The organism is Micromonospora sp. NPDC049101 (assembly GCF_040648675.1).
GTDB lineage: Bacteria > Actinomycetota > Actinomycetes > Mycobacteriales > Micromonosporaceae > Micromonospora.
Genome location: NZ_JBEZED010000001.1, coordinates 572,168 through 593,688, shown reverse-complemented (window position 1 = coordinate 593,688; position 21,521 = coordinate 572,168). Strand labels below are relative to the sequence as shown.

The following is a 21,521-nucleotide window of genomic DNA, read 5'->3' as shown; positions in this document are numbered from 1 at the left end:
ACGACGTGGTTCTCGGTAAGGATGTGCTCGATGACCTGCCGCGTCTCGGCCATGCTGGACAGGTCGACGGGAAGGAAGGCGATCGAGCCACCGGCTAAGGGACGTCGCGTAACCCCGGTGTCTGTCTGCTGAGGATGGTCATCGAGGATGCCTGGGTGCAGGTGATCACCGCAGCCGGCCCTGAGTGGATCTTCCCGTTCACCGGGCTGCAACCGGCCCAGTTCCGCAAGCTGGTCCGACTGGTCGCCGAACGCGGCGGGGACGCCATCGCCGACGGCCGACCAGGCCGGCCAGTGGGCCCCTGGACCTCTCCGACCGGGTACTGCTGGTGGCCACCTACTGGCGCACGAACCTGATCATGCGCCAGATTGGCCCGCTGTTCGGGGTGTCGCACTCCGCCGCCCACCGGGTCATCGACACCCTCGGCCAGCTGCTGGCCTTGGGGCCGGCGCGCAAACGGCCGGTCGAGCAGATCGCGATCGTCGACGGGACGCTGATCCCGACCCGTGATCACCGCCTGGCCGCCCGGAGCAAGAACTACCGGTACTCGACGAACCTGCAGGACGCCATCGACGCCTCCACTCGCTTGGTCGTCGCCGTCGGCGACCCGCAGCCCGGCAACCGCATCGACACCATCGTCTACCGCACCTCGGGCATCGCCGAAAAGCTGAACGGGAGGCCGGTCATGGCCGACGGCGGCTACCGCGGCAACCCCCGAAGTGATCATCCCGTACCGCAAGCCCACCGACGGCAGCGATCTACCAGCCTGGAAGCAAGACCTCAACATCGATCACCGCACGGTCCGGGCAGGGGCCGAACACGCTCTGGCCAGGATGAAGTGCTTCAAGATCCTGCGCGACTACCGCCGCGCCGGCCACACATTGGCCGAAGCCGCTTCCGGCATCGCCAACCTCCACAACATCATCCTCACCGGCTGACCACCGGGTCCGGCCCAGGGCAACGCCTTCATTCAGTTACGAGACACCCCTTAAGTAACGAGCGCCCGAAGGTCAGCATCCAGCGGCTCGTCTGACCCAGCAGTACCGCAGCGAAGTGCAGCAACCGTGCCGGCCGCACCGAGCCGGCAAGCGCGTCAGCAAGCCGTCTGACCTCGCACCAAGCCTGGCCTGACCGGCTTGCCCTTCTCGTGTACAGCGAAGTTGTCGGGGCCTGCTGCTCCCGGGCTGCGCTCGGCCAACCGGCGGGGCCGGTGCTCTAGGGGCTCAGGCAGGCGCAGGGGTCCGTGCGGATCTCGGAAACCTTGTATGTTTCGCACTGAAGATCATCCACGTGAGCGAAGGGAACAATTGGTCCACATGCGACTAAAGATTGCCGCCGGCATCCTCCTGGCACTGGCCCTCCTGGCCCCGGCGACATCGGCGGTGGCTCAAACCAGATCGCTCGGGGCCGCCGAAGCATCCTGCCAGGCGATCGTGTACACGGATATTCGCGAGCTTGTCACGATCGACCTCGATACCGCCTCGGACACCGAGGTGCGGGTCCTGGCCAACCAGATCATGGCTGCGGCGGTCAGGGACTCGTTGACCACGTTGCCCGGCCGGATCCAGGCGGGGTTGGATGGCACTGCGGGCGATCTCCGTGCGTTCCTCAAGGCGGGCCTGTGGGTCAGTTGGACTACGGATCTGCGGATCGCGGCGAACCGGACGATGCCGAAGGGTGGGGAGAACGTGCGGGCGGCCGCGCAGGTGGCGCTCGACAACGGGACCATCGATGCCCTTCTGACCTACCTGAACCACGGCCTCTACATCGCGCGTGCGCTCGACGCGGGGTCCCTCAAGCTGTTCACGGATGTTCGCGAGCTTGTCACCGTCGACCTCGATATTGCCTCGGACACCGAGGTGCGGGTCCTGGCCAACCAGATCATGGCTGCGGCGGTCAGGGACTCGTTGACCACGTTGCCCGGCCGGATCCAGGTGGGGCTGGACGGCACTGCGGGCGATCTCCGTGCGTTCCTCAAGACGGGCCTGTGGGTCAGCTGGACTACGGACCTGCGGATCGCGGCGAACCAGACGATGCCGAAGGGTGGGGAGAACGTGCGGGCGGCCGCGCAGGTGGCGCTCGACGACGGGACCATCGATGCCCTTTTGACTTACCTCAACCACGGTCTGTACGTCGCGCGTGCGCTCGACTGCGCGTATCAGCCAGCGGCGTCGGCCTGACGTCTCGGAGTCCGTCGGGTGTCTTCGTCGGCTGTGGACGACGGGCTCGGGTGGGCCGCACCATGCGGGGGCGGCCCACCCTCTCGGCGGGCACGACAGGTGGTTAGTCGGCTGACCCGCTCCAGGCTGGCGGCGTCGACCAGGTCGACCAGGACGGTCTGGTCGCATCCGCTCAGGCCAGTAACGGCGATCTGTTGAGAACACCTGCGGGACTCTCCGTCTCCGCTCCGGTGGCCGCAGCCCGGTCACGAGCGGGGATCGGGGGAGCCGGGGAGCAGGGGGGTAGCTCTCTATGTCGCCTGATCGGGAAGTGTGACCCGAACAAGCCGGTTCACCCCAAGCACAAACGGCCCATACCCTGCTCAGGTGGACGTGGAACAGTGGAGGTGGGCGGGGCAGGAGCGCTTTGCGGGCTTTTGCCTCACCTTCGTGCAGAATCGAGAACCGGCCGCAGTCGCGGCGTCGCTCGGCGCCGACTCCCTGACGCTGATGACACTGGCCGAGGCGGAGCAGGCCCACCCAATCAGCGGGCCCGGGGCGCTGATCCGACTCGGCGCGTTCGGCAACTGGGTTTTCTGCTTCGAGGACCGGGCCCCGATCGCGAACAGGACGTCGGCGATCACCCGCCTGTCGGAAGGCACGCGAATGCTGCAGGTCGTCAAGAGCGGCGACGGGATGGTTATCGTGCGTGACATCGTCGGCGGGCGGACGATGGAGATGTTCGAGCCCGGCGGGGCCGTCTACGTGGATGGACCGCTACGGCCACGGATCGCGGCCCTCCTGCCTGCGAACTCCAGGATCGTCGCGGCGCTTGCCGTGGTGGGCGACGAGGTCGGGGCCGGCCTGGACCGTGCAACCCTGGATGGTCTGCTCGCCACCGCCCTGAGCAGGCACAACGAGCCGGCCGGCCGACGCTGAAGATCCGGCTGACGTCGCCTCCACGAATGGAGAGTGATGGAAGCGATCACCCGACTGTGGCTCGCGGAGAGCCTGCCGATCCGGGACGGCCTGTATCGGTCGGACGGCTCGGCCCGGGATGTGCGCGTTGACGAGATGGTTTCCGGTGGGCTGGCGCTGCTGGAGTCCTTCAACCTCGAGGCGTTCCTCAACTCGGACCCGGAGGAGACGACCTCGATCATGGTGACGGGGGAGCGCGAGCTGCCCGACCGCTCCGGCTACCTCTGCTGCGGGGAGGGGTCCTACGGATCCGAGGGGTTCTTCGCTCGCCTCGACCAGAGCCGGGAATTGATGTGGGTCGTCTACCTTGAGAACGCGAACCCATTCGTCCAGATCAATGTCGCCGGTACGCAAGCCGGCTTCCTCTCCAGTTCCGGGGTTTCCGTCACGGTCGACCTGACCGGTCCGGACTTCGGTCCGTCCGGACCGAGGGACCGTTCGCTTCCGACTGAGTCCTGACCGTGTACCCGGAGCGAACCGTCGGCCACCCAGGCCGCGATTCAGGCGCTTCACGCCAACCTGGCCGCCGATTCGGCCGCGTACCAACGGCAGCTCAAGCGACGCCGCGATCCGTCTAGCCGAGACAGAGGGCCAAGGTCTACCTGCCCACCCTGGTCGGCGGTACCGCGGTCACACTGCCCACCACCGTTTCGCTGCTGGGCGACGGCGGCGCGTTGATCAACGTCGGTGACGTCACGGCGCCCCACGAGGGTGAGGACATGATCTTTACCTGGGTCCGTAGGGTGGCGGCGTGGCAGAGGTGACCGAGGCGAATAGGTCTCTAGCGCGGACGGTGGGGGCGGTCTTCGGCGGACGGCCGAGGGTCACCCGCTTCTGGGATGGCAGCCACGAGTCACACGTCGAGATCCTGACCAGTGCCGGCCAGCCGCAGGAGGGGGTGACGTCCTACGCGACCATCGGGTTGTCGGATACGCCTTTGCCCGGACGGGTCGTTCCCCCGCTGGGGGTGGAACTCGTCGGGGTCTGCTACAACGACATTGCCGCTTATCCGAAGGTGCTTGCCCGGGCTGCTTTCCAGGTAATCAACTCGGGCTGGCGCTGTGAGCCCGGCGCGGTCTTTCCCGGGGTGGTCTCCGCGCACCTGGAGACGGCCCTCAACCACCTCCTCCTGGCACCGCCCTTCCTCTGGGAAGACGAATTGCCCTCCCGGGTGGTGGGCGACAAGACAGTGGCTTGGCTGTTGGCTCTGCCGATCTCCGAAGGGGAGGCGGACTACCGGCGGCGGCACGGCGCTGACGCCTTGGAAGACCTGTTCGAACGTGCGCAGATAGACATCTTCGACATCGGCCGCCCGTCGGTCGCCTGAGCTGGCGATCCGCCGACGGGCCGGGAGCGGCGCCGGACAACCGGCGCTCTACCTGCGGCTCCACGTTTCCGAAGGTCAGAGTCGATCTCCGCGCGTGGTCGGTTCCCGCGCTGGATGACAAGAGCATCAGAGTGTCGTACCCGCAAGTCATGATCGGGGCATGACGGCTGCCTCGCAACACGCGGCGTACTCGATCCAGGTGCTGATCAGCGACTGGTTGCTTATCGACGGGACCATGGACAGCCACGTCCAGTCGGCCATCGATGGTGCTGTTCCCGACGGCCGGGAGGAACTGCCGAGGTGGGATGCCGAAGCGGAGACAGAGACGACGCGACTGCCGACGGTGGCCCAGCTGGGTAGCAGCATTCGGCAGGCGGGGTGGGACCAGATTCCGGGGTGGCCACATGATGCCGAGGGCTTCCGAACATGGCCGGCTTCTGGACAAACGGCGACGATGGTGCTAACCAACGTCCAATGGAACCTGGTTATCTTCGCTTTGCATTACTGGGCAGAGGTCGCTGTGCGCTTGTCCGACGCCGAGGGAGCGGCCAGGTCTCGGGCCATCGCCACTGTCATCGGGCAGCGGCTTGCCGAACAGGGCTGGTCGCCAGCACCGCCCTGACGGATCCGTGGTGCGTGGGGGACGAACTCGGTGCGCTCATCTGCCGCCGACCAGGCGTCAGTTTGAGTAACAGTCGACGCGCGAGGCGCGACCTTGCCGACGACAGTGCGCCTGGTCGTCCCGGGCATACCGCCGCCGTGCGCCGTATTGCCGGCACTCCACTGAGGCGGGAGCTGGGGGTTAGGAATGGAACGCCCGGCGTGGATCCCCGGGCCTCCTGCCTGAAGCCGTTCTGTTCAAAGGTACTGTTCGCGACCGGCAGTGCCGGTTTGGACACGACCTGGATGGCAGCGGCGCCGGCCGCCACGGCGCGCCGTAGCGCCTCTCGTCTATCGCTGGGTCGGGCCGGTTTCCTCGACACACTGACCGGCAAGCTGATCCAGTTGACCAGGCCTCGAAGAAGCGGCACGTCGAGAAGGCCTCGGTTACGAGACGTGCGACTACGCCTTGTACAGCTGGAAGAAGTAGCGGATGCGAGTGGTAAGGGCAGATCGTGGCAGGTGAGCAGGGCAACCGGTTGATCGTCGAGCACGAGGAAATTGTGGGGGTCGACTTTTCCGGTCAGGGGTTGACTGGGCTCGTTGGCGTCGGTGCCCGTTTCGAGCGGTGCCGCTTCGACGGATTGCGGTTCCAGGACGTCGCGCTCGGCGCGGGTATGGAGTTGTCGCAGTACGTCGAGTGTTCCTTCGACGGTGCGGTACTGACCGGAGTGGCTGGCTACTCCCGGCTTGTTGGTTGCACCTTTCGCGACGCGGAGATCCGTGATCTGACGGCGGGCCATTTGGAGCTTGTCGACTGCGTCTTCACCGGGCGGATCAGGTCGACGACGTTCTGGGGCATTCTGCCCGGCTCCGCGGAGCGGTTCGCCAGCGATCTGGCGTTTCTGGCGAGGCAGGGGCGGGTGGAACCGCCGGGGTATCGGGAGCTTGTGCTGCGGGAGTCCAACGAGTTTCACGGCAATGATTTCTCCGCTGCCGACCTGGTCGATACGGCGTTCCGCTTCGGCGTGGACCTGACTCGGCAGCGCCTGCCGGGCGGCCCGGACTACCTGTACGTGCCGAACGCCGAGGCCGCCCTGCACCGTGCCCTGTCACTGTTGGCCGACCGGCCGGCGGATGACGTCAACGCCCGGGTGGAGCGGTCGTTGCGGCGGATGCTCGACCGGGAGGTCGGCAACGGTCAGCGGCAACTGCTGTTCCGCGAGGCGGACTACAAGAGCCGGGGGGCCCTGAAGCCGCACAACCAGCTCATGTTCGAACTCTTGCGGCAGGCCGCCGGCACGTAGCCCACTCGGGACCGTGCGCGACACTCGACTCGTGGATCAACGGCTGAAGGTGCTGTGGTCACGGCTTCTGCACCTGCGTTCGAGCGCGGCGGCGTCCGGTGCGCTTCTTGTCGCGGAGCGACACTCGCGTCTGGTTCGACTGGACCCCCAGACGGGAGCGCCGTTGTGGGAGCAAAACGTTGAGGGCTGCCGGGGCACTACCGCCGAGCCGGATGTCTGGTGTCGCATCCCGTTCGAGCCGCACGCACTCCGCCGGAAACAGCGGTCCAGGACTGGCCAGGGTTAGGCGAGCAGATAGCTGGCAGGGACCGTGTCGGTGAGCCAGACGCCGTTGGCGCTGCGGTGGAACACGTGCCCGTCGGCGGCCATCGCCGCCGCGTCGATGGTGAGGATCACGACCCGGCCGGCCCGTCGGGTGCCGACCCGGTGGGCGGTCTCGGTGTCGGCGGAAAGGTGGACGTGGTGCCGGCCACCGCGGTGCAGACCGGTGGCCCGGATCGACTCCAGCGCACCGGCGCTGGTGCCGTGATAGAGCCGGTCCGGTGGGGTCACCGGGGGCAGCCCGAGGTCCACCGGGACCGAGTGACCCTGGTTGGCCCGGATCCGCAGCACCCCGTCGGTGCCGCGCTCGACAGCGAACCGCTGCTTGTCGTTGCCGGCGACGACCGCGTCCAGCTCGGCCCGCTCGATCCGTAGGGCGGCGAGCAGGGCGTCGACGGGAGTCCAACCGGCCGGGTCGAGCACCAGGCCGACCCGGTCAGGATCGTGCCGCAGCGCCTTCGACATCCGTTTGCTCAACTTCACCAGGTGCTCGCGTTCCACGGTCGTATTGTGGTCGACCCCCGTCGCTCGAATCGAGAGGTTTTCCGACGACACCGAACCCTGGTCTTCCGCGGGTGGGCCTGTCGGGTACGGCCGGCCGGCTCCGACCTGTCTACTGGTAAGGCGGGCCATCCGAAGATCGTCGCGTCCCGGGACCCTCAAGGAGGCCGACCGCAGTGCCCGGGTGATCGACGGGAACCAGCATGGCGCAAGCGAATCGGCACGAATCCAGCAGGAGCACCCTCGTCTGTCGCTGGCAAGGCGCGGTGATCGTGAGCGTGCTGCCCGATCGACCGAAGCGGCTGCGGGAGAGCCAGCGCTGTCGCCAACCAAACACTGGCCGGCAGCCCACGTTGCTGGTGAAACTGGATGAGGCCCACCTTGCCTGGCTGGCCGCCGACCGGGCCATGTCCGTGGCCACCGGTGACCGGACTTCGCTGGGGTGCGCGGCGGTGCGGCTCGGCCAGGTCCTCCGGACATCGGGGCGGGTGAGGTCGGTGATGCTGGCCGCCGCCTACCAGATCGCCCCACCCGACCCCGACACTGGCGAACCTCAGGAGGTGTCGCTGTGCGGCGCCCTGCTCGTGCAGGCAGCTCTGATTGCCGCCACCTCCGGCGATGACCGCGCCACCGCTGACCTGCTGGACGAAGCCGCCGACATGGCCACCCGAGTCGGCGAGGGCCACGACCATCACCACACCGCGTTCGGGCCGACCGCTGTCGAACTGGCTCGGGTCGCCGCTGCCGTCGAGCTGGGCGATGGTCCGGAGGTGCTCGTCCGGCACGACAAAGCAATCGGGCGGGACGGATGGCGGTGGCTGCCCGTGGAGCACCGCGCGGCTCACCTTGTCGACGCGGCCCGCGCTCACCTCCAAGCCGCCGACCACACCGACGCAGCCCGGCTACTGATGCAGGCCGACAGCATCGCACCCGCCGAAGTCCGCCACCGACCGGCGGTACGCGAGGTGGTTGCTCACGTGGCCCGCGACTCGGACGCTCCAGCGACCATCACCCAACTCGCCATCAGCCTCGGGTTGGGTTGAACGTGACCGCGCCGTTCCTGTCCGTCGCTCAAATCCGCAACCGCCTCACCCTCACCGCCCGAGCCCACCTGCGAGCGAAGGCATCGGGGAGCCCGTGTCCGGTGTGTGGAACGCCATTAGCGGATGCCGGCCGAGTGCCTGGTGAAGTATCGCGGCGATGTACAGCAACCGTGCCAACCGAGCCCGACCAGCACGAGCGCCACCAGTCTGGACGAACTCGTACGACACCCAATCCAAGCGGCTTGCCGAGAGCACACACCGAAGCGGTCGATTGTTCGGTACCAGCATATTTCCTTCGTCACGCAGAGTCGGACGCTAAGAGCTACTCGGCGCGTTGGGGAGGATCGTAGTCGACTCTCGTCCAATTTAGACCGTCAGAATCGGTGAAGTGGATAGCGATAGAGAATATTTTCGCCGGATGCTGGCCGAAAGAATTCCAGAAAGGTTCGTCGAAGGGAAAGCTTCCTTCGAGCGTGCCGGACAGCACTGGAATGGTGTCCGTTTGAGATACTGCTGACGTGTAATCTCTAAGTCGAAGCTCGGCAGTCAGTGCCAAAATGGGCGCGTCGCTGTGATTGGTGACCTGCCATCGTACAGACTTGTATTCGCCGGAGTCTCGACCTACTTCATTTGTGAACTGCGTTAGTAGGGGCAGAACGAGCCGAGCTTGAGTAGCCTCGGAGGCTCTTCTTTCTTCTCGGCGGACACGGATCTCATGGCGAAAGAGGAGTCCGGTCAAGAGTACGGCAATCGTGGACATGACCAGACCCGCAATGCTTCCCCAAGCCTGCATCCAATCGGTGATCTTCGGGTCTTCCGCTACAAGCATCAGGTCAGCGTAGGAAGTCATGGCTAGTTGGCTGCCCTGTGTGAGGCATGGCCTGCTTGCCGAGCGGGGTCAGTAAGGTCCGGAACATGGACAGAAGGATGATCAAGCGCAGCGGGAGATTCGGAGGGTTCATCGTAGACGGGCTTGGAGTTGGGTTAGATCGATGTGATGCTCGACTGGGCGACGCGTTGGCCCGGTGTATTCGGTGAGGGTGAACCGGCGGTGGTCGTCGGTGGGGTGGACGGTGACGGCGACGGTGCTTCCGTCTTCGAAGCGAAGTGTGAAGACGGAGTCTTGGTCGCAGAGGAACGCGAAGCCGTCGCGGTCCTCGTCGGTGGTACTGACCAGGCGGCCGTGGGCGTCCCAGCCAGCGTCGCTGGCGGTGATCACGACGGCTACTTCGACACTGCCGAGAAGGGTGGAGGTGTTGGCCCACCAGTCCAGCCAGCAGTGGCCCTCGAAGCGGTCCACGCCACCCCTCTTTGAAGATCAGAATCCGACCGGGAGATGGTCGGTCTTGCGTGGTCGGTGGGCTTTGATGCTGCGGACCGGTTGGTCGTTGGTCCGCCGGAACGTGCGGGGGCCATCGTCGCATTCGACCGTGAGGGTGGTGTCGGTGACGTCGATGGTGACGGTCTTGCCGGCGTGCACGCGGCCGAGGGCGATCTTCTGGCCGACGACCATGACGACTCCGCTGTTGGTGGCCCGCCGCTGCACCCCGGTGGGTCCGGTGGCGAGTTGTGGGGTGGTCCGGCCGGGCGGGCACCTCGCAGCCGGATGATCTCCTCGCCGGTCAGCGGGTTGGGGCGGCGGGGCCTCAGGACTACATCTGCTGTCTGGCCACCGCTGACGGGGTCACGGCGAGCAGCGGATATCCAACCCGAACCACATCGCCCTCGCCAACGAACACAGCCACGATCAGTCCGGCGACTGTTGCCGGGATTTCTGTATCGACCTTGTCGGTCGACACTTCCGCTACCACGTCACCAATCTGCACCAGCTCGCCCGCGTGTTTCATGATCCGGATGACCGTTGCACTCGTGACTCCCTGACCCAATTGAGGCATCTCGACCGGCATTGTGCCCCTGGGCAGATCTGGCCAAGGCCGTGCGTCCACAGCGGCTCGCGCAAGGTGACGCCTGCGAGCATCAACTGCGAGGGCGATCACAAGCGCGAGCCCGACCAGTGGCGCAACAATGTTCCACACCGCATGCAGCAATCTCACTCCCCAGATTATGGCTGACTTCTTGGACCCCGCCGGCCGCTCAGCGAGGGCGCCGGCGCCGCCGGGAGTTGCGAGCCGAGTACGAACGAGCCCCGGTTTCCCTGGCCATCTACCTGGCCGCCCAACTCGTCGACGCTGTCCAGGGCCGTGGTGTGAACGTGACCGCGCCGTTCCTGTCCCTCGCTCAAATCCGCAACCGTCTTACGCTCACCGCCCGAGACGGCCCTGCCGATGAGCGGAGGTTGCAGGCAGGAGACGCTGGGGTACCTCCTGCGCATGTTCGAAGGTTTCACAGACGAGCGGGTCGACGTCGGTGAAGTGGAGCTGCGGGTCCGGTACGTCGGACAGGGTCCACCGGTCCTGCTCGTCCACGGGCATCCGCGTACCGGATCGACGTGGCACCGGGTCGCGCCGCGACTGGTGGATCTCGGCTTCACGGTGGTCTGCCCGGACATGCGTGGCTACGGACAGTCCGGAAAGGCGCGGATCCGCCCCGACCACTACCAGCAGTCCAAGCGCGCGGTGGCCGGGGACATGCTCCGTCTGATGAACGCGCTCGGCCATCCGAGGTTCGCCGCTGTCGGGCACGACCGCGGTTGTTATGTGGCGTTGCGCCTGGCGCTCGATCACGCCGACGCGGTCAGCCGGCTGGTGGTCATGGACGGCGTACCCATCAGCGAGGCCCTCGCCCGATGCGACGCGAGGTTCGCTCGGGACTGGTACCACTGGTTCTTCTTCGCCTAGCCAGAGAAGCCGGAGCGTGCCATCATGGCCGATCCCGACGCCTGGTACGACAGTGCCGACCCGGAGCGGATGGGGGCCGAGAACTACCGGGAGCTGTGGGAGGCCATCCACGATCAAGCGACCGTGCGGGCAATGTTGGAGGACTACCGCGCCGGCCTCGGCGTGGACCGGGAGCATGAGGAGGCCGACCGGCGTGCCGGGCGTACCGTCCGTTGTCCGACGTTGTTCCTGTGGTCGACCCGTGACGACATGGAAGATCTCTATGGTGACCCACTCGCCGTCTGGCGGCCCTGGGTCGCGGACCTACGCGGCGAACCGATCCGGTCCGGACACCATGTCGCCGAGGAAAACCCCGACGCCCTGACAAACGTGCTGCACCGTTTCCTCGCCTGACCGATGCCGTCGATCCGCATCCGCCTCTGCCGTCGACCGCGCGCCCGCCAGGTGACCTCAAACCGTGTCGTCACACAACCTCGGCCAGCCTCCCTGGACAGCACAACCAGGAGGTCGTGAACTGATTCTCTGACAGACCCGGGTTGATCGTGCGGGCTCCCACCGATCTGCTCGACCAGGCTGCCGGCGGCCGCTGATCGCCGCCATGGTGTCGAAGGGGAGTGGACGTGGCTCGGTCGTGCCTGGTAGGCAGGCGGTTGTGCGCATCGTTTCCCTGCTGCCGGCGGCCACCGACATCGTGGCCATGCTTGGCCTGACCGGGCATCTGGTCGGGCGTACCCATGAGTGTGACTGGCCGCCGGGGGCCCTGGCCGACATCCCGGCGGTGACCGCGACCTCCCTGCCCGAGGCCCTGAGGAGCCGGGAGATCTCGGCGGCGATCGCCGGTGACGCGCACCGGGGATCGTCGTTGTACCAGCTCGACGTCGCCATGCTGGAGGACCTGAAGCCGGATCTGATCCTGACCCAGGATCTGTGCGATGTGTGCGCGGTCTCCTACGAGCGGGTCAACGACGCGGTGCGTCTGATCGATCTCGACACCAGGGTGGTGTCCCTGGAGGCGCGGACCATCGACGGCATCCTGGACACGGTCGATGCCGTGGCCGCGCTGACCGGCACCGAGGGCAGGGCGGCGGAGATCCGCGCCGACGCCGGGCGTCGCCTCGCCGCGTTGCCGGGACCGGTGACTGGCGCGCCGACGGTGCTGTTCGTCGAGTGGCTCGACCCGTTGATGCCCGGCGGGCACTGGGTGCCGGAGCAGATCGCCTACGCGGGTGGGCGGTCGCTGCTGCTCGGGCCGGGCGCGCACAGCACCCCGCACCGGTGGTCGGTGGTCGCCGACCTCGCTCCCGAGGTGGTGGTGTTCGGGCCGTGCGGGTTCACGCCGGAGCGCACCTTCGCCGAGGTGTCGGTGGCGGCGGCCCAACCCGGCTGGGCGGACCTGCCCGCGGTTCGTCAGGGGCAGGTGTGGGTGGTCGACGGGCCTGCCTACTTCAACCGCCCCGGCCCGCGGGTCGTCGACGGCGCGGAGATCCTCGCCGGCATCCTCGCTGGCCGTTTCGACTCCCGCGCTCGGCGGGTCCCCCTCGACGTCGGTTGACCCTGCCGCCCCTGAGCGGCGAGGACCGTGATGGCGGGGTTGGCACCTACCGAGGTCGCGCGTCATGGCGATCACCAACTGTTGTTCACGTCGCGGTCTGGTGCCGAACACCCGCCCGGAGCTGCCCGTTTCCGCGCGTTCGACACGGTGGACACGATCCCTGCCGCCGCCATCCCGGAGCGTTTCGTGCCCCTGCCCAGACGTCGTCGACGCAGCGCGGCGACAGCCCTCCCGCTGGCGGTGCTCGCCGTCACCGCGACGGTCCTGGCCGTGCCGGCCACGGCGTCCGGGCACCCGTCCGGTGACCCGCAGACCGTGTCCGTCGCGCGCGACGACCAGCGGCCAGAGGTCGTCCGGGTACGGTGGCGCGTCGGCGGACCCGACGACCTGACGCTGCTCGGCGTCTCGCTCGGCCTGCTGCCGCCCGACCGCGTCCTGCTCGACGGCGCGGTCGACTACCGAACGACCGACCCCGCGGTGATCGCGTCGTCGGAGCGGTTCTCCGCGTACCTGCTCAAGCAGATCACCGTGGCCGTCGGCGAGCGTCGCTGCCTCGGCGTGCTCGCCGAGTCGACAGCCCTGGCCAGGGCCGGTGCCACAGTCGACTACACCTGCCCCGGGCCGGTCCACACGGCCACCGTCGCGGTGCGGACGCTGACCGACCTCAACCCCGCGTACCGTGCGGCGGCCACCGGCCCGGACGGACAACGCGCGGTGTACGGCTCGGGGGAGGACTCGCACGACTGGATTCTCGACGGCACGCCGGCCGTGGTCAGCACCCGCCGTGGCAGCGGTGCCGCCGTCCCGCCGGGCCTGCCGGGGATCGGGGTCACGGCTCTCGTCGGCGGGGCACTGGTGGTCGCGGCCGGGGTGCTGCTGGTGTCGCGGCGACGGCGACGACTGCGGGCCGTGGCGTCACGCCCCTGAGGCGCCGCCGACCAGCACGACCTCCAGTCGGCGTGGGCCGTGCACCCCCTCCACCCGGTTGAGCTCGATGTCGCTCGTCGCGGACGGGCCGGAGATCCAGGTCTGGGGCGCGCGCGGGTCCAGTCGGGTCAGCGCCTCCGGCAGCAGGCCCACGACCTGGTCGGCGCGGACGACGCAGATGTGCCGGTCGGGCACCAGGGTGAGCGCGCGCCGCCCCTGCGCCGGGCCGGCGTCGAGGATGATGGTGCCGGTGTCGGCGACCGCCACGGCACAACCGGTCAGGACCGCGTCCATCGTGTCGAGCTCGGCCGGTGTCAGCGGGGGAGCGTCGCGGTGTAGCTGCCCGGTGTGGCCGGCCAGCCAGTCGGCGGGGACGTCGGTGGGGACGGCGAGTCGGTCGACCTCGGCCAGCAGCCCGGCCAGGGCGTCGAGCCCACGGTGGACTGTCGCCCGGTAGTCCACCAGGCGGTCGACGAGGACCTCGACCAGGTCGGCGCGGTGGTCGGCCCGGCGGTATCGGCGGGGCACCGCCACCGGGGGCGGGTCGTCGGCCAGGGCCGTCCGGAGTCGCGCCAGGATCTCGTCGCGGGCGGTCACTGCTGGTCCCACCATTCCCGGAAGGTCTGCGGCGCGGGCAGCGGCAGGTCCCGTGAGCGGGTCCACGCCGAGGCGGGCCAGGGCAGCCGGCGCAGGGTGCGGGCGCCGGTGCGCCGCTCACGGTACGCGCCGAGCGGGCCCGCGCCGGTGCGGGCCAGGCGCAGGGCGGCGGCCCAGCGTCGGGGGCTGCGCATCACCCAGGACAGGACGCGCATGGTGGCGCGTTCCGCCAGTGGATGCGGGGCCTGCTGGCGGAGGTGGACCAGGATCTCCGGGATGTTGATCTTCACTGGGCAGACGTCGTAGCAGGCGCCGCAGAGCGTGGACGCGTACGGCAGCGAGGCGTTGTCGGCCACACCGGTCAGTTGGGGCGACAGGATCGCGCCGATCGGCCCTGGATACACCGAGCCGTACGCGTGCCCGCCGGCCCGCTCGTACACCGGGCAGACGTTGAGGCACGCGGAGCAGCGGATGCAGGACAGCGCCGGCCGCCCGACCGGGTCGGCCAGCACCGCGGACCGCCCGTTGTCGACGAGCACGACGTGGACGTCCTGCGGGCCGTCACCGGAGGTGACGCCCGTCCACATCGAGGTGTACGGGTTCATCCGCTCGCCGGTCGAGGAGCGCGGCAGCAGTTGCAGGAAGACCTCCAGGTCGGTGAAGGTCGGCAGCAGCTTCTCCACGCCCACGACGCTGATCAGCGTCTCCGGCAGGGTGAGGCACATCCGCCCGTTGCCCTCGGACTCCACGACCACGAGCGTGCCGGTGTCGGCGATGGCGAAGTTGGCCCCGGACACGGCGACCCGGGCCGAGAGGAACCGCCGTCGCAGGTGCGCGCGGGCCGCCTCGGCCAGGGCGGCCGGCTCGTCGCTGAGGTCGGCCGGCGCGTCCGGCATGCGGCGGAGGAAGATCTCCCGGATCTGCGTCCGGTTGTAGTGGATCGCCGGCACCAGGATGTGCGAGGGGGTGTCCTCGCCGAACTGCACGATCAGCTCGGCCAGGTCGGTCTCGTACGCGGCGATCCCGGCCGCCTCCAGGGCCTCGTTGAGCTCGATCTCCTGGGTCGCCATCGACTTGACCTTCACGACCTCGTCGGCCCCGGCGGCCCGGGTCAGCTCGACCACGATCCGGCAGGCCTCGGCCGCGTCCCGGGCCCAGTGCACGGTGGCGCCGGCAGCGGTGGCGGACGCCTCGAACTGCTCCAGCAGCTCCGGCAGCCGCCGTTGGACGTCCGCCTTGATCGCCGAGCCGGCGTCGCGCAGAGCCTCCCAGTCGGGCACCTCGTCGACCACCCGGGCGCGCTTGCCACGAATCGTGCGGGTGGCCCGGTGCAGGTTGGCCCGCAGTTGCGTGTCGGCGACGGCGGGCTTCGCCGCGGTGGGGAAGGGCAGCGGGGTGCGGATCCGCCCGGCTCCGGTGGCCGGTGCGACCGGGCGCGTCACGAGGTGGCCCCCGTCGCGGCGAGGATCTCGGCGTAGTGCAGGGCCCGCACGCCCGACCGGTGCCGGGCGAGGCCACCGCCGATGTGTGCCAGGCAGGAGTTGTCGGCGGCGGCGAGCACCCGGGCCCCGGTCTCGCCGACCCGGGCGCACTTGTCGGTGAGCATCGCGGTGGAGACGTCCGGGTTCTTCAGGGCGAAGGTGCCGCCGAAACCGCAGCACTCCTCGGCGTCGCCGAGCTCGACCAGCCGGATGCCGCGTACCTCGCGCAGCAGTCGCAGCGGCCGGTCACCCAGCCGCAGCAGCCGCAGGCCGTGACAGGTGGGGTGGTAGGTCACCGTTTCCGGGAACTCGGCACCGACGTCGGTGACGCCGAGGACGTCGACGAGCAACTCGGACAGCTCGTAGGTGCGGCCGGCCACCGATGTGGCGGGCGGGTGCAGCCGCGGGTACTGGTCGCGGATCATCGCGGTGCACGACCCGGACGGCACGACGACGGCGTCGTAGGTGTCGAAGACGTCGACAAAGTGGCGCACCATCGGCATCGCCTCGGACCGATAACCGGTGTTGGCGTGCATCTGCCCGCAACAGGTCTGGCCGGTGGGGAAGTCGACGGTGTGGCCGAGCCGCCGCAGGACGCGGGTGACCGCGATGCCGGTGGCCGGATAGGCGAGGTCGTTGACGCAGGTGATGAAGAGGGCAATCCGCATGGCGGCGTCGACCCGCCTTGACTGTATTGGTGTGAGCGAGTACACACTGGCGAACAAGATCCTATCGGAAACGGCTCTGCCGCCACCAGGCACCGGAGGATGGTTCGTGAGATTCATGCGCGTCGGCCCCGTCGGCCGGGAACGCCCCGTCCTGTACGTCGACGGGCGGCACTTCGACCTCTCGTCGCTGACCGCCGACATCGACGCGGAGTTCCTCGCCGGAGACGGCGTCCGGCGCGTCCGCGAGGCCGCCGACCTGCCCGAGATCGACGTCACCGGTCAGCGGGTCGGCGCGCCGATCGCCCGTCCCGGTGTGGTCCTCTGCGTCGGGCAGAACTACGCCGCGCACGCCGCCGAGTCGGGCGCCGAGCCACCGACCGCCCCGATCATCTTCTACAAGGCGCCCAACACCGTGGTCGGCCCCCACGACGACGTCCTGATCCCGCGTGGCTCCACGAAGACCGACTGGGAGGTGGAGCTGGCGGTGGTGATCGGCCGTCGGGCCCGCTACCTCGCCTCGCCGGCCGACGCCGCCGCGCACATCGCCGGGTACGTGCTGTCCAACGACGTCTCCGAGCGCGACTTCCAGCTCGCCGTCTCCGGTGGCCAGTGGTCGAAGGGCAAGTCCTGCGAGACGTTCCAACCGCTCGGCCCGTGGCTGGTCACCGCCGACGAGATCGACGACCCGCAGGCGCTGCGGCTGCGCTCCTGGGTCAACGGCGAGCCCCGCCAGGACTCCAGCACGAAAGACATGATCTTCGACGTGGCGTACCTGGTCTGGCACCTGTCCCAGTACACGGTCCTGGACCCGGGCGACGTCATCAACACCGGCACCCCGCAGGGTGTGGCGCTCTCCGGCCGGTTCCCGTACCTGGCCGCCGGTGACGTGATGGAGGTCGAGATCGACAGCCTCGGCCGGCAGCGCAACACGCTGCGCAGCGCCTGACGACGGTGCGTCGACTCGGAGGACTGCTCAAGAGGGGAGAGAAGGATGCGGTGTGACGGTCTCGTGGCGGTGGTGACCGGAGGTGGCTCGGGGATCGGCCACGCCTGTGTGCGGGCGTTCGTGGCCGCCGGCGCCCGGGTGGGCGTACTGGACCTGGACCTGTCGGCTCTCCCCGAGGATCCTCGCGTCCACGGCGTCCGGGCGGACGTGGCCGACCGGTCCTCCCTCGGTGCGGCCGTCGCCTCGGTCGCCGAGCGGTTCGGCGGCATCGACATCCTGGTCAACAACGCCGCCATCTCCGCCGTGGGCACGGTGGAGGACGACGACGACGAGGTGTGGAGCCGGGTGCTCGACGTCAACGTCTCCGGGGTGGCCCGCACGAGTGCCGTCGCACTGCCGTACCTGCGCCGGTCGTCGGCCGCGGCGATCGTCAACATCTCCTCGATCGCGGCGACCGTCGGCCTGCCCCAACGCGCCCTGTACTCGGCGTCGAAGGGCGCCGTGCACGCCCTCACCCTCGCCATGGCCGCCGACCTGGTGGCGGAGGGGGTCCGGGTCAACTGTGTCGCCCCCGGCACCGTGGACACGCCCTGGGTGGCCCGCCTGCTCGCCGGTGCGGACGATCCGACGGCGGAGAAACGACACCTCGCGTCCCGCCAGCCGACAGGCCGCCTGGTGACCGCCGACGAGGTGGCCGCCGCCGTCGTCTACCTGGCGTCGCCCGCCACCGGGTCGGTGAACGGGTCGTCGCTCCCGGTGGATGGCGGCATGTCCGGCCTGCGGGTACCCGCCCGGGTCGCCCCCGCACCCGCCCCCGCCGGGCCAGGAGCGGTCGTCTCCTGAGGGTGGCCGGCGGCCCGTGACATGATTACGCCCATGGGGAAACAGCAGGACGTCGGCGAGCCCGACCGTCACAGCGGGTCCGACGTCACCGACCACCGTCCGATCGGTGGCGACGCTGACGCACGGCTCGCTCTCGCACAGGACCCCAGCACGCCGCAGATGACCCTCATCGACCTGGCGTCCGACCCGTCGGCCGTGGTCCGCAAGGCGGTCGCCGCTCGGGCCGACGCGCCCGCGCAGGCACTGCGCCCGCTGACCCGCGACCATGATCGTCAGGTCCGGGAGGCCGTGGCGAGGAACCCCTCGGCCTCGATCGCCAACCTGATGCGTCTGGTCAAGGACGCCGACCGGTGGATCCGGTGGGCGGTCGCCAGCAACCCGGCCTGTGACGAGTCGGTCCGCCGAGCCATGTCCGAGGCATCCGACAAGGAGCTTCGCGGTCTCCTCGCCGAGCGCCGGGACCTGGAACCGGAGCTGGCCGCCAGGCTCGTCGACGACGTCTCACCCGAGGTACGCGAACGACTCGCCACCCATACCCACGACCCGGGCGCGATCACCGCCCTGCTGGGCGATCGCACCGCACGCGTACGCAAGGGGTTGGCCCGCAACCCGCGGACCACCGCCGCGCAGCGCAGCGCGCTCGCCGCGGACCCGGTGGTCGACGTCCGTGCCGCGCTGGTGCGTGCGGTCGAGCTGGGCGAGGCCGACCTGGCGCTGCTGCTCGACGACCGCTCGGTCCAGGTCCGCCTGGCCATGGCGACGAGCGAGATCGTGCCGGCGCACATCCGGCAGGCGCTCACCCGCGATCCCGACGAGATGGTGGCCAGCGCGGCCCGGGACTTCCGCCCGGGGTCCGGCACCTCCTCGGCGGTGCGGGCTCCCCGCATCGCCCACCGGCCCTCCACGGCCGGCGCGGGTCGACGCGGCGGCCCGCGCTAGGGCGGGCACGACCGGGCGGAGCCGGTCGCCTCCCCGGGCGGCGGGCGCGACCTCCGCGAGGTTGACCCGTGCGCGACGGAAAATGCGGCCCGGGTACTCAGGAAGGTCTCACCGCATTTACCAGTGTCGTCCCGATCCTCTCTAGGCTGCGAATGTCCAGTTCTTGGGCCTATGTCGGCAGGAGAGGACCAGCGGTGCGTATCAGAAGATCGAGGGCAAGGTTCGGGGCGATGGCCGCGGCGGTGGCACTCGCCGTGCCGGGGGGAACATTCGTCGGCGGCGCGGCGCACGCCGCCGGAACGCACGCGTGGACGTGGGGCAGTTCCCGTTACGCCACCACGAGCGTCAGCGGCTCCGGGCGGGTGCTGGAGACCGCCGACGCCACCGACACGAAGTTCAGCTTCGCCGTCCTGCCGGACACCCAGCAGGAGGTGCTCAACAGCAGCGACACCCGCTTCCTCAACCGCACGAACTGGCTGGTGCAGAACCGGTCCGCGCTCGACCTGCGCTTCGTGACGTCCTCCGGTGACGTGGTCAACTGGGACACCGCGGACCACGCGCAGAACGTCCTCGCCCGCAACGCGATGCGTCCGATCGAGAATGCCGCCATCCCGTACGCCCTGGCCGTCGGCAACCACGACACCCAGGCGCCCGGTCCCGGCGGCTCCGCCCGCGACCCCGCCCGCACCCGCGAACTCATCCGCGACACCAGCGTGTTCAACAGGTACTTCACCGTCAGCCAGTACCGCGCGGCCAAGGGGCAGTTCGAGGCTGGCAAGGTCGACAACTCCTACTCGACCTTCGAGGCCGGCGGCGCGCAGTGGCTGGTGCTGACCCTGGAGCTGTGGCCCCGGGTCGCGGCCGTGAACTGGGCCAGAAGCGTTGTCGCCGCCAACCCCCGGCACAACGTCATAGTGGTCACCCACGACTACATCGACGGCAACGGCAGCATCGAGCAGAGCGCCGGCTACGGCGAGACCAGCCCGCAGTATCTCTTCGACAACCTGGTCAAGCGGTACGCCAACATCCGGTTCGTCTTCTCCGGGCACACCGGCATCGCCGGCAACCGGGTCGACACCGGGGTCAACGGCAACAAGATCTACTCGTTCCTCCAGACGTTCCACTCCAACTCCACCAACCCGGTCCGCCTGGTCGAGGTCGACACCGCTGCCAACTCGCTGCGGACCTGGATCTACGCGCCGCACAACAACCGGTCGTTCACCGAGTACGACAGGTCGTTCACCGGTATCGGGGTGGTCCGCTGACGGTGGCCGGCTGATCGTCTGTCGGCCGGTCGAAGTCGATGCGGTGGTCGTACAGCCAGGCAAACGCCTCGGGGGTGCTGAACTTCCTCATGAACAGGGGGAACGTCACGTCGCGCAGGACTCGACTCATGCCGGTGGCCGCCTTGCTGCGGTTGACCTGTCTGGCTCCCGCCAGCACCTTGCTGACGCGTTCGGCCCGCAACCGTTGGTACGCGTGGAACGCCGCCGGCGGATCGTCCCGGTCCCGCAGGCAGCGGGCCAGCTGCACGGCGTCCTCGAAGGCCATCGACGCGCCCTGACCGGAGCTGGGTGAGCTCACGTGCGCGGCGTCACCGATGAGGACGACGCGTCCGCGGTGCCACCGCTTCGGGGCACGCATGTCGTGCAGGGGAAACCACGTGGAGTCCGGCGGTGTCGCGCGGATGAGCGGCACCGCCGGCGACCTGTCCCCGGCGAAGACCTCCAGCAACCGCTGGCGCCACTGCGAGCCGGAGGTCGCGGCGAGGTCGGCTGCGGTGGGTTCGTCGGCCCGGGGGAGATTGGCGAACCACCAGACGCTGCCGTCGGGGCTGGCCATGGAGGCGAAGAACGCCCGCCTGCCAAAGACCATGTTCATCACGCCGGGCTCGGTTTGCGGTGTGACCTCGCGGGTGATCCCGCCCGTGCCGATGAGCCCGACGTACCGAGGTCGTGGTGCGTGTGGGGCTACGAAGCGCCGGGTCGTCGAGCCGATGCCGTCGGCGCCGATGAGCAGGTCGCCGACAGCTTCCGTGCCGTCGGTGAACACCGCGGCGACCTGGTCACCGCGGTGTTCGGTGTGGGCGAGGCGCTTGCCGTGGTGGATGGGCACGCCGCGCCGCAGGGCCTCGTGACGCAGCGCGGCGTAGAGGTCGTGGCGTCCGATGACGATCGGGAGCGTCCCGTCGGGCAGCGGTGTGCCGGTGTGTCCCTCGCCAAGGCGTCTGCCGTTGCCGAGCCACATGACGCCGCGGGGCACCGGGAAGCCGGCGTCGCGGACGACGGTGTGCGCGTCGAGGGTGCGTAGCGCGTCGAGACCGTTGAGGGAGATGCCCATGCTGGCACCCACGTCGTGAGCCGTGGTGGCGTACGCCTCGTAGACGGTGGCGTCGATTCCGACTTTCCGTAGTGCGATGGCGGCGGTCGGACCCGCGACACCACCGCCGATGATCAGTGCGTGAGTCACGTCCACTCGCTCCTGTTCTAGGCTTTCCGCGGGGTCATCCCACCAAAGAAGTAACTTCTCAAGGA

26 protein-coding genes and 1 pseudogene are annotated in these 21,521 nt (G+C 69.1%); 18 read left to right on the top strand and 9 right to left on the bottom strand.

What is annotated here, in order from left to right:
* The first annotated feature begins 134 nt into the window (after positions 1 to 134).
* The 8 genes from AB0B57_RS02710 to AB0B57_RS02675 all read left to right on the top strand — a co-directional run bounded on the left by AB0B57_RS02710 (position 135) and on the right by AB0B57_RS02675 (position 6,371).
* The gene (locus AB0B57_RS02710; RefSeq protein WP_357064474.1) at positions 135 to 356 is read left to right on the top strand and encodes a hypothetical protein; all 222 of its coding nucleotides are present in this window, start codon (positions 135 to 137) and stop codon (positions 354 to 356) included.
* Positions 329 to 1,033 (top strand): transposase family protein, encoded by a 705-nt coding sequence (locus AB0B57_RS02705; protein WP_357064472.1) that lies wholly within the window; start codon positions 329 to 331, stop codon positions 1,031 to 1,033. The genes AB0B57_RS02710 and AB0B57_RS02705 overlap by 28 nt, the downstream gene beginning before the upstream one ends.
* Positions 1,034 to 1,316: 283 nt before the next feature.
* Positions 1,317 to 2,180 carry an ALF repeat-containing protein gene (locus AB0B57_RS02700; RefSeq protein ID WP_357064470.1) on the top strand — a complete coding sequence of 288 codons (864 nt, stop codon included), beginning with the start codon at positions 1,317 to 1,319 and terminating at the stop codon, positions 2,178 to 2,180.
* Between the two features lie 366 nt (positions 2,181 to 2,546).
* Entirely contained in the window at positions 2,547 to 3,098 is a 552-nt protein-coding gene (locus AB0B57_RS02695; protein ID WP_357064468.1) for a DUF6461 domain-containing protein, read from the top strand.
* Between the two features lie 36 nt (positions 3,099 to 3,134).
* Positions 3,135 to 3,596, top strand: coding sequence for a hypothetical protein (locus tag AB0B57_RS02690; RefSeq protein ID WP_357064466.1), 462 nt, complete (start codon positions 3,135 to 3,137; stop codon positions 3,594 to 3,596).
* A 292-nt stretch (positions 3,597 to 3,888) separates the two neighbouring features.
* A complete protein-coding gene (locus AB0B57_RS02685) occupies positions 3,889 to 4,464 on the top strand; it encodes a suppressor of fused domain protein (protein WP_357064465.1) in 576 nt (191 codons plus the stop codon).
* A gap of 160 nt (positions 4,465 to 4,624) precedes the next feature.
* Complete coding sequence (locus AB0B57_RS02680) at positions 4,625 to 5,086, top strand: hypothetical protein (RefSeq protein ID WP_357064463.1); 462 nt, start codon at positions 4,625 to 4,627, stop codon at positions 5,084 to 5,086.
* 493 nt (positions 5,087 to 5,579) lie between these two features.
* Complete coding sequence (locus tag AB0B57_RS02675) at positions 5,580 to 6,371, top strand: hypothetical protein (protein WP_357064462.1); 792 nt, start codon at positions 5,580 to 5,582, stop codon at positions 6,369 to 6,371.
* A gap of 282 nt (positions 6,372 to 6,653) precedes the next feature.
* Here the strand turns inward: AB0B57_RS02675 and AB0B57_RS02670 are convergent, their stop codons facing one another.
* Positions 6,654 to 7,193 (bottom strand): RNA 2'-phosphotransferase, encoded by a 540-nt coding sequence (locus AB0B57_RS02670; protein ID WP_357064460.1) that lies wholly within the window; start codon positions 7,191 to 7,193, stop codon positions 6,654 to 6,656.
* 359 nt (positions 7,194 to 7,552) lie between these two features.
* Between AB0B57_RS02670 and AB0B57_RS02665 the strand changes: the two genes are divergently transcribed.
* Entirely contained in the window at positions 7,553 to 8,236 is a 684-nt protein-coding gene (locus tag AB0B57_RS02665; protein ID WP_357064458.1) for a hypothetical protein, read from the top strand.
* Positions 8,237 to 8,558: 322 nt separating this feature from the next.
* On the opposite strand, the gene AB0B57_RS02660 is transcribed toward AB0B57_RS02665, so the two are convergent.
* The 4 genes from AB0B57_RS02660 to AB0B57_RS02645 all read right to left on the bottom strand — a co-directional run bounded on the left by AB0B57_RS02660 (position 8,559) and on the right by AB0B57_RS02645 (position 10,290).
* Positions 8,559 to 9,065, bottom strand: coding sequence for a hypothetical protein (locus AB0B57_RS02660; protein ID WP_357064457.1), 507 nt, complete (start codon positions 9,063 to 9,065; stop codon positions 8,559 to 8,561).
* 129 nt (positions 9,066 to 9,194) lie between these two features.
* Positions 9,195 to 9,536 (bottom strand): hypothetical protein, encoded by a 342-nt coding sequence (locus tag AB0B57_RS02655; protein ID WP_357064455.1) that lies wholly within the window; start codon positions 9,534 to 9,536, stop codon positions 9,195 to 9,197.
* Positions 9,537 to 9,554: 18 nt separating this feature from the next.
* On the bottom strand, positions 9,555 to 9,749 hold the full coding sequence (locus AB0B57_RS02650) for a hypothetical protein (protein WP_357064453.1): 195 nt from the start codon (positions 9,747 to 9,749) through the stop codon (positions 9,555 to 9,557).
* Between the two features lie 139 nt (positions 9,750 to 9,888).
* Positions 9,889 to 10,290 carry a lipoyl domain-containing protein gene (locus tag AB0B57_RS02645; RefSeq protein ID WP_357064452.1) on the bottom strand — a complete coding sequence of 134 codons (402 nt, stop codon included), beginning with the start codon at positions 10,288 to 10,290 and terminating at the stop codon, positions 9,889 to 9,891.
* A gap of 56 nt (positions 10,291 to 10,346) precedes the next feature.
* Here AB0B57_RS02645 and AB0B57_RS02640 point away from each other — a divergent pair.
* The 5 genes and pseudogenes from AB0B57_RS02640 to AB0B57_RS02620 form a co-directional block, all read left to right on the top strand.
* Positions 10,347 to 10,433 (top strand): annotated as a pseudogene (locus AB0B57_RS02640) (flavin reductase); the annotation flags it as partial.
* Positions 10,434 to 10,566: 133 nt separating this feature from the next.
* The gene (locus AB0B57_RS02635; RefSeq protein WP_357064451.1) at positions 10,567 to 11,034 is read left to right on the top strand and encodes an alpha/beta hydrolase; all 468 of its coding nucleotides are present in this window, start codon (positions 10,567 to 10,569) and stop codon (positions 11,032 to 11,034) included.
* A 24-nt stretch (positions 11,035 to 11,058) separates the two neighbouring features.
* Positions 11,059 to 11,427, top strand: a complete 369-nt coding sequence (locus AB0B57_RS02630; protein ID WP_357064449.1) for a hypothetical protein — start codon at positions 11,059 to 11,061, stop codon at positions 11,425 to 11,427.
* A 259-nt stretch (positions 11,428 to 11,686) separates the two neighbouring features.
* Entirely contained in the window at positions 11,687 to 12,586 is a 900-nt protein-coding gene (locus AB0B57_RS02625) for an ABC transporter substrate-binding protein (protein ID WP_357064448.1), read from the top strand.
* A gap of 147 nt (positions 12,587 to 12,733) precedes the next feature.
* Positions 12,734 to 13,513 (top strand): hypothetical protein, encoded by a 780-nt coding sequence (locus tag AB0B57_RS02620; RefSeq protein WP_357064446.1) that lies wholly within the window; start codon positions 12,734 to 12,736, stop codon positions 13,511 to 13,513.
* Here AB0B57_RS02620 and AB0B57_RS02615 read toward each other — a convergent pair.
* Genes AB0B57_RS02615 through AB0B57_RS02605 form a run of 3 tightly spaced genes read right to left on the bottom strand, consistent with a single transcriptional unit; the run spans position 13,502 to position 16,259 of the window.
* The gene (locus AB0B57_RS02615) at positions 13,502 to 14,125 is read right to left on the bottom strand and encodes an LUD domain-containing protein (protein WP_357064444.1); all 624 of its coding nucleotides are present in this window, start codon (positions 14,123 to 14,125) and stop codon (positions 13,502 to 13,504) included. The two genes, AB0B57_RS02620 and AB0B57_RS02615, sit on opposite strands and share 12 nt — an antisense overlap.
* Positions 14,107 to 15,552 (bottom strand): lactate utilization protein B, encoded by a 1,446-nt coding sequence (locus AB0B57_RS02610; protein ID WP_357064442.1) that lies wholly within the window; start codon positions 15,550 to 15,552, stop codon positions 14,107 to 14,109. Before AB0B57_RS02610 ends, AB0B57_RS02615 begins: the two co-directional genes overlap by 19 nt.
* Positions 15,549 to 16,259, bottom strand: coding sequence for a (Fe-S)-binding protein (locus AB0B57_RS02605; RefSeq protein ID WP_357064440.1), 711 nt, complete (start codon positions 16,257 to 16,259; stop codon positions 15,549 to 15,551). Before AB0B57_RS02605 ends, AB0B57_RS02610 begins: the two co-directional genes overlap by 4 nt.
* A gap of 106 nt (positions 16,260 to 16,365) precedes the next feature.
* On the opposite strand from AB0B57_RS02605, the gene AB0B57_RS02600 reads away from it, so the two are divergent.
* The 4 genes from AB0B57_RS02600 to AB0B57_RS02585 all read left to right on the top strand — a co-directional run bounded on the left by AB0B57_RS02600 (position 16,366) and on the right by AB0B57_RS02585 (position 20,252).
* Positions 16,366 to 17,205, top strand: coding sequence for a fumarylacetoacetate hydrolase family protein (locus AB0B57_RS02600; RefSeq protein WP_357064438.1), 840 nt, complete (start codon positions 16,366 to 16,368; stop codon positions 17,203 to 17,205).
* A 45-nt stretch (positions 17,206 to 17,250) separates the two neighbouring features.
* Positions 17,251 to 18,048 (top strand): SDR family oxidoreductase, encoded by a 798-nt coding sequence (locus tag AB0B57_RS02595; RefSeq protein WP_357064437.1) that lies wholly within the window; start codon positions 17,251 to 17,253, stop codon positions 18,046 to 18,048.
* Positions 18,049 to 18,081: 33 nt separating this feature from the next.
* A complete protein-coding gene (locus AB0B57_RS02590) occupies positions 18,082 to 18,987 on the top strand; it encodes a hypothetical protein (RefSeq protein WP_357064436.1) in 906 nt (301 codons plus the stop codon).
* A 230-nt stretch (positions 18,988 to 19,217) separates the two neighbouring features.
* Positions 19,218 to 20,252 carry a metallophosphoesterase gene (locus AB0B57_RS02585; protein ID WP_357064434.1) on the top strand — a complete coding sequence of 345 codons (1,035 nt, stop codon included), beginning with the start codon at positions 19,218 to 19,220 and terminating at the stop codon, positions 20,250 to 20,252.
* On the opposite strand, the gene AB0B57_RS02580 is transcribed toward AB0B57_RS02585, so the two are convergent.
* Positions 20,227 to 21,456 (bottom strand): NAD(P)/FAD-dependent oxidoreductase, encoded by a 1,230-nt coding sequence (locus AB0B57_RS02580; protein WP_357064433.1) that lies wholly within the window; start codon positions 21,454 to 21,456, stop codon positions 20,227 to 20,229. The two genes, AB0B57_RS02585 and AB0B57_RS02580, sit on opposite strands and share 26 nt — an antisense overlap.
* Positions 21,457 to 21,521: the final 65 nt, after the last annotated feature.

Coding starts and splice junctions, on each gene's coding strand:
- AB0B57_RS02710 (WP_357064474.1), top strand. CDS start 135: ATGGTCATCGAGGATGCCTGGGTGCAGGTGATCACCGCAGCCGGCCCT.
- AB0B57_RS02700 (WP_357064470.1), top strand. CDS start 1,317: ATGCGACTAAAGATTGCCGCCGGCATCCTCCTGGCACTGGCCCTCCTG.
- AB0B57_RS02690 (WP_357064466.1), top strand. CDS start 3,135: ATGGAAGCGATCACCCGACTGTGGCTCGCGGAGAGCCTGCCGATCCGG.
- AB0B57_RS02680 (WP_357064463.1), top strand. CDS start 4,625: ATGACGGCTGCCTCGCAACACGCGGCGTACTCGATCCAGGTGCTGATC.
- AB0B57_RS02660 (WP_357064457.1), bottom strand. CDS start 9,065: ATGCTTGTAGCGGAAGACCCGAAGATCACCGATTGGATGCAGGCTTGG.
- AB0B57_RS02650 (WP_357064453.1), bottom strand. CDS start 9,749: ATGGTCGTCGGCCAGAAGATCGCCCTCGGCCGCGTGCACGCCGGCAAG.
- AB0B57_RS02635 (WP_357064451.1), top strand. CDS start 10,567: ATGTTCGAAGGTTTCACAGACGAGCGGGTCGACGTCGGTGAAGTGGAG.
- AB0B57_RS02630 (WP_357064449.1), top strand. CDS start 11,059: ATGGCCGATCCCGACGCCTGGTACGACAGTGCCGACCCGGAGCGGATG.
- AB0B57_RS02615 (WP_357064444.1), bottom strand. CDS start 14,125: ATGGTGGGACCAGCAGTGACCGCCCGCGACGAGATCCTGGCGCGACTC.
- AB0B57_RS02605 (WP_357064440.1), bottom strand. CDS start 16,259: ATGCGGATTGCCCTCTTCATCACCTGCGTCAACGACCTCGCCTATCCG.
- AB0B57_RS02595 (WP_357064437.1), top strand. CDS start 17,251: ATGCGGTGTGACGGTCTCGTGGCGGTGGTGACCGGAGGTGGCTCGGGG.
- AB0B57_RS02590 (WP_357064436.1), top strand. CDS start 18,082: ATGGGGAAACAGCAGGACGTCGGCGAGCCCGACCGTCACAGCGGGTCC.
- AB0B57_RS02585 (WP_357064434.1), top strand. CDS start 19,218: ATGGCCGCGGCGGTGGCACTCGCCGTGCCGGGGGGAACATTCGTCGGC.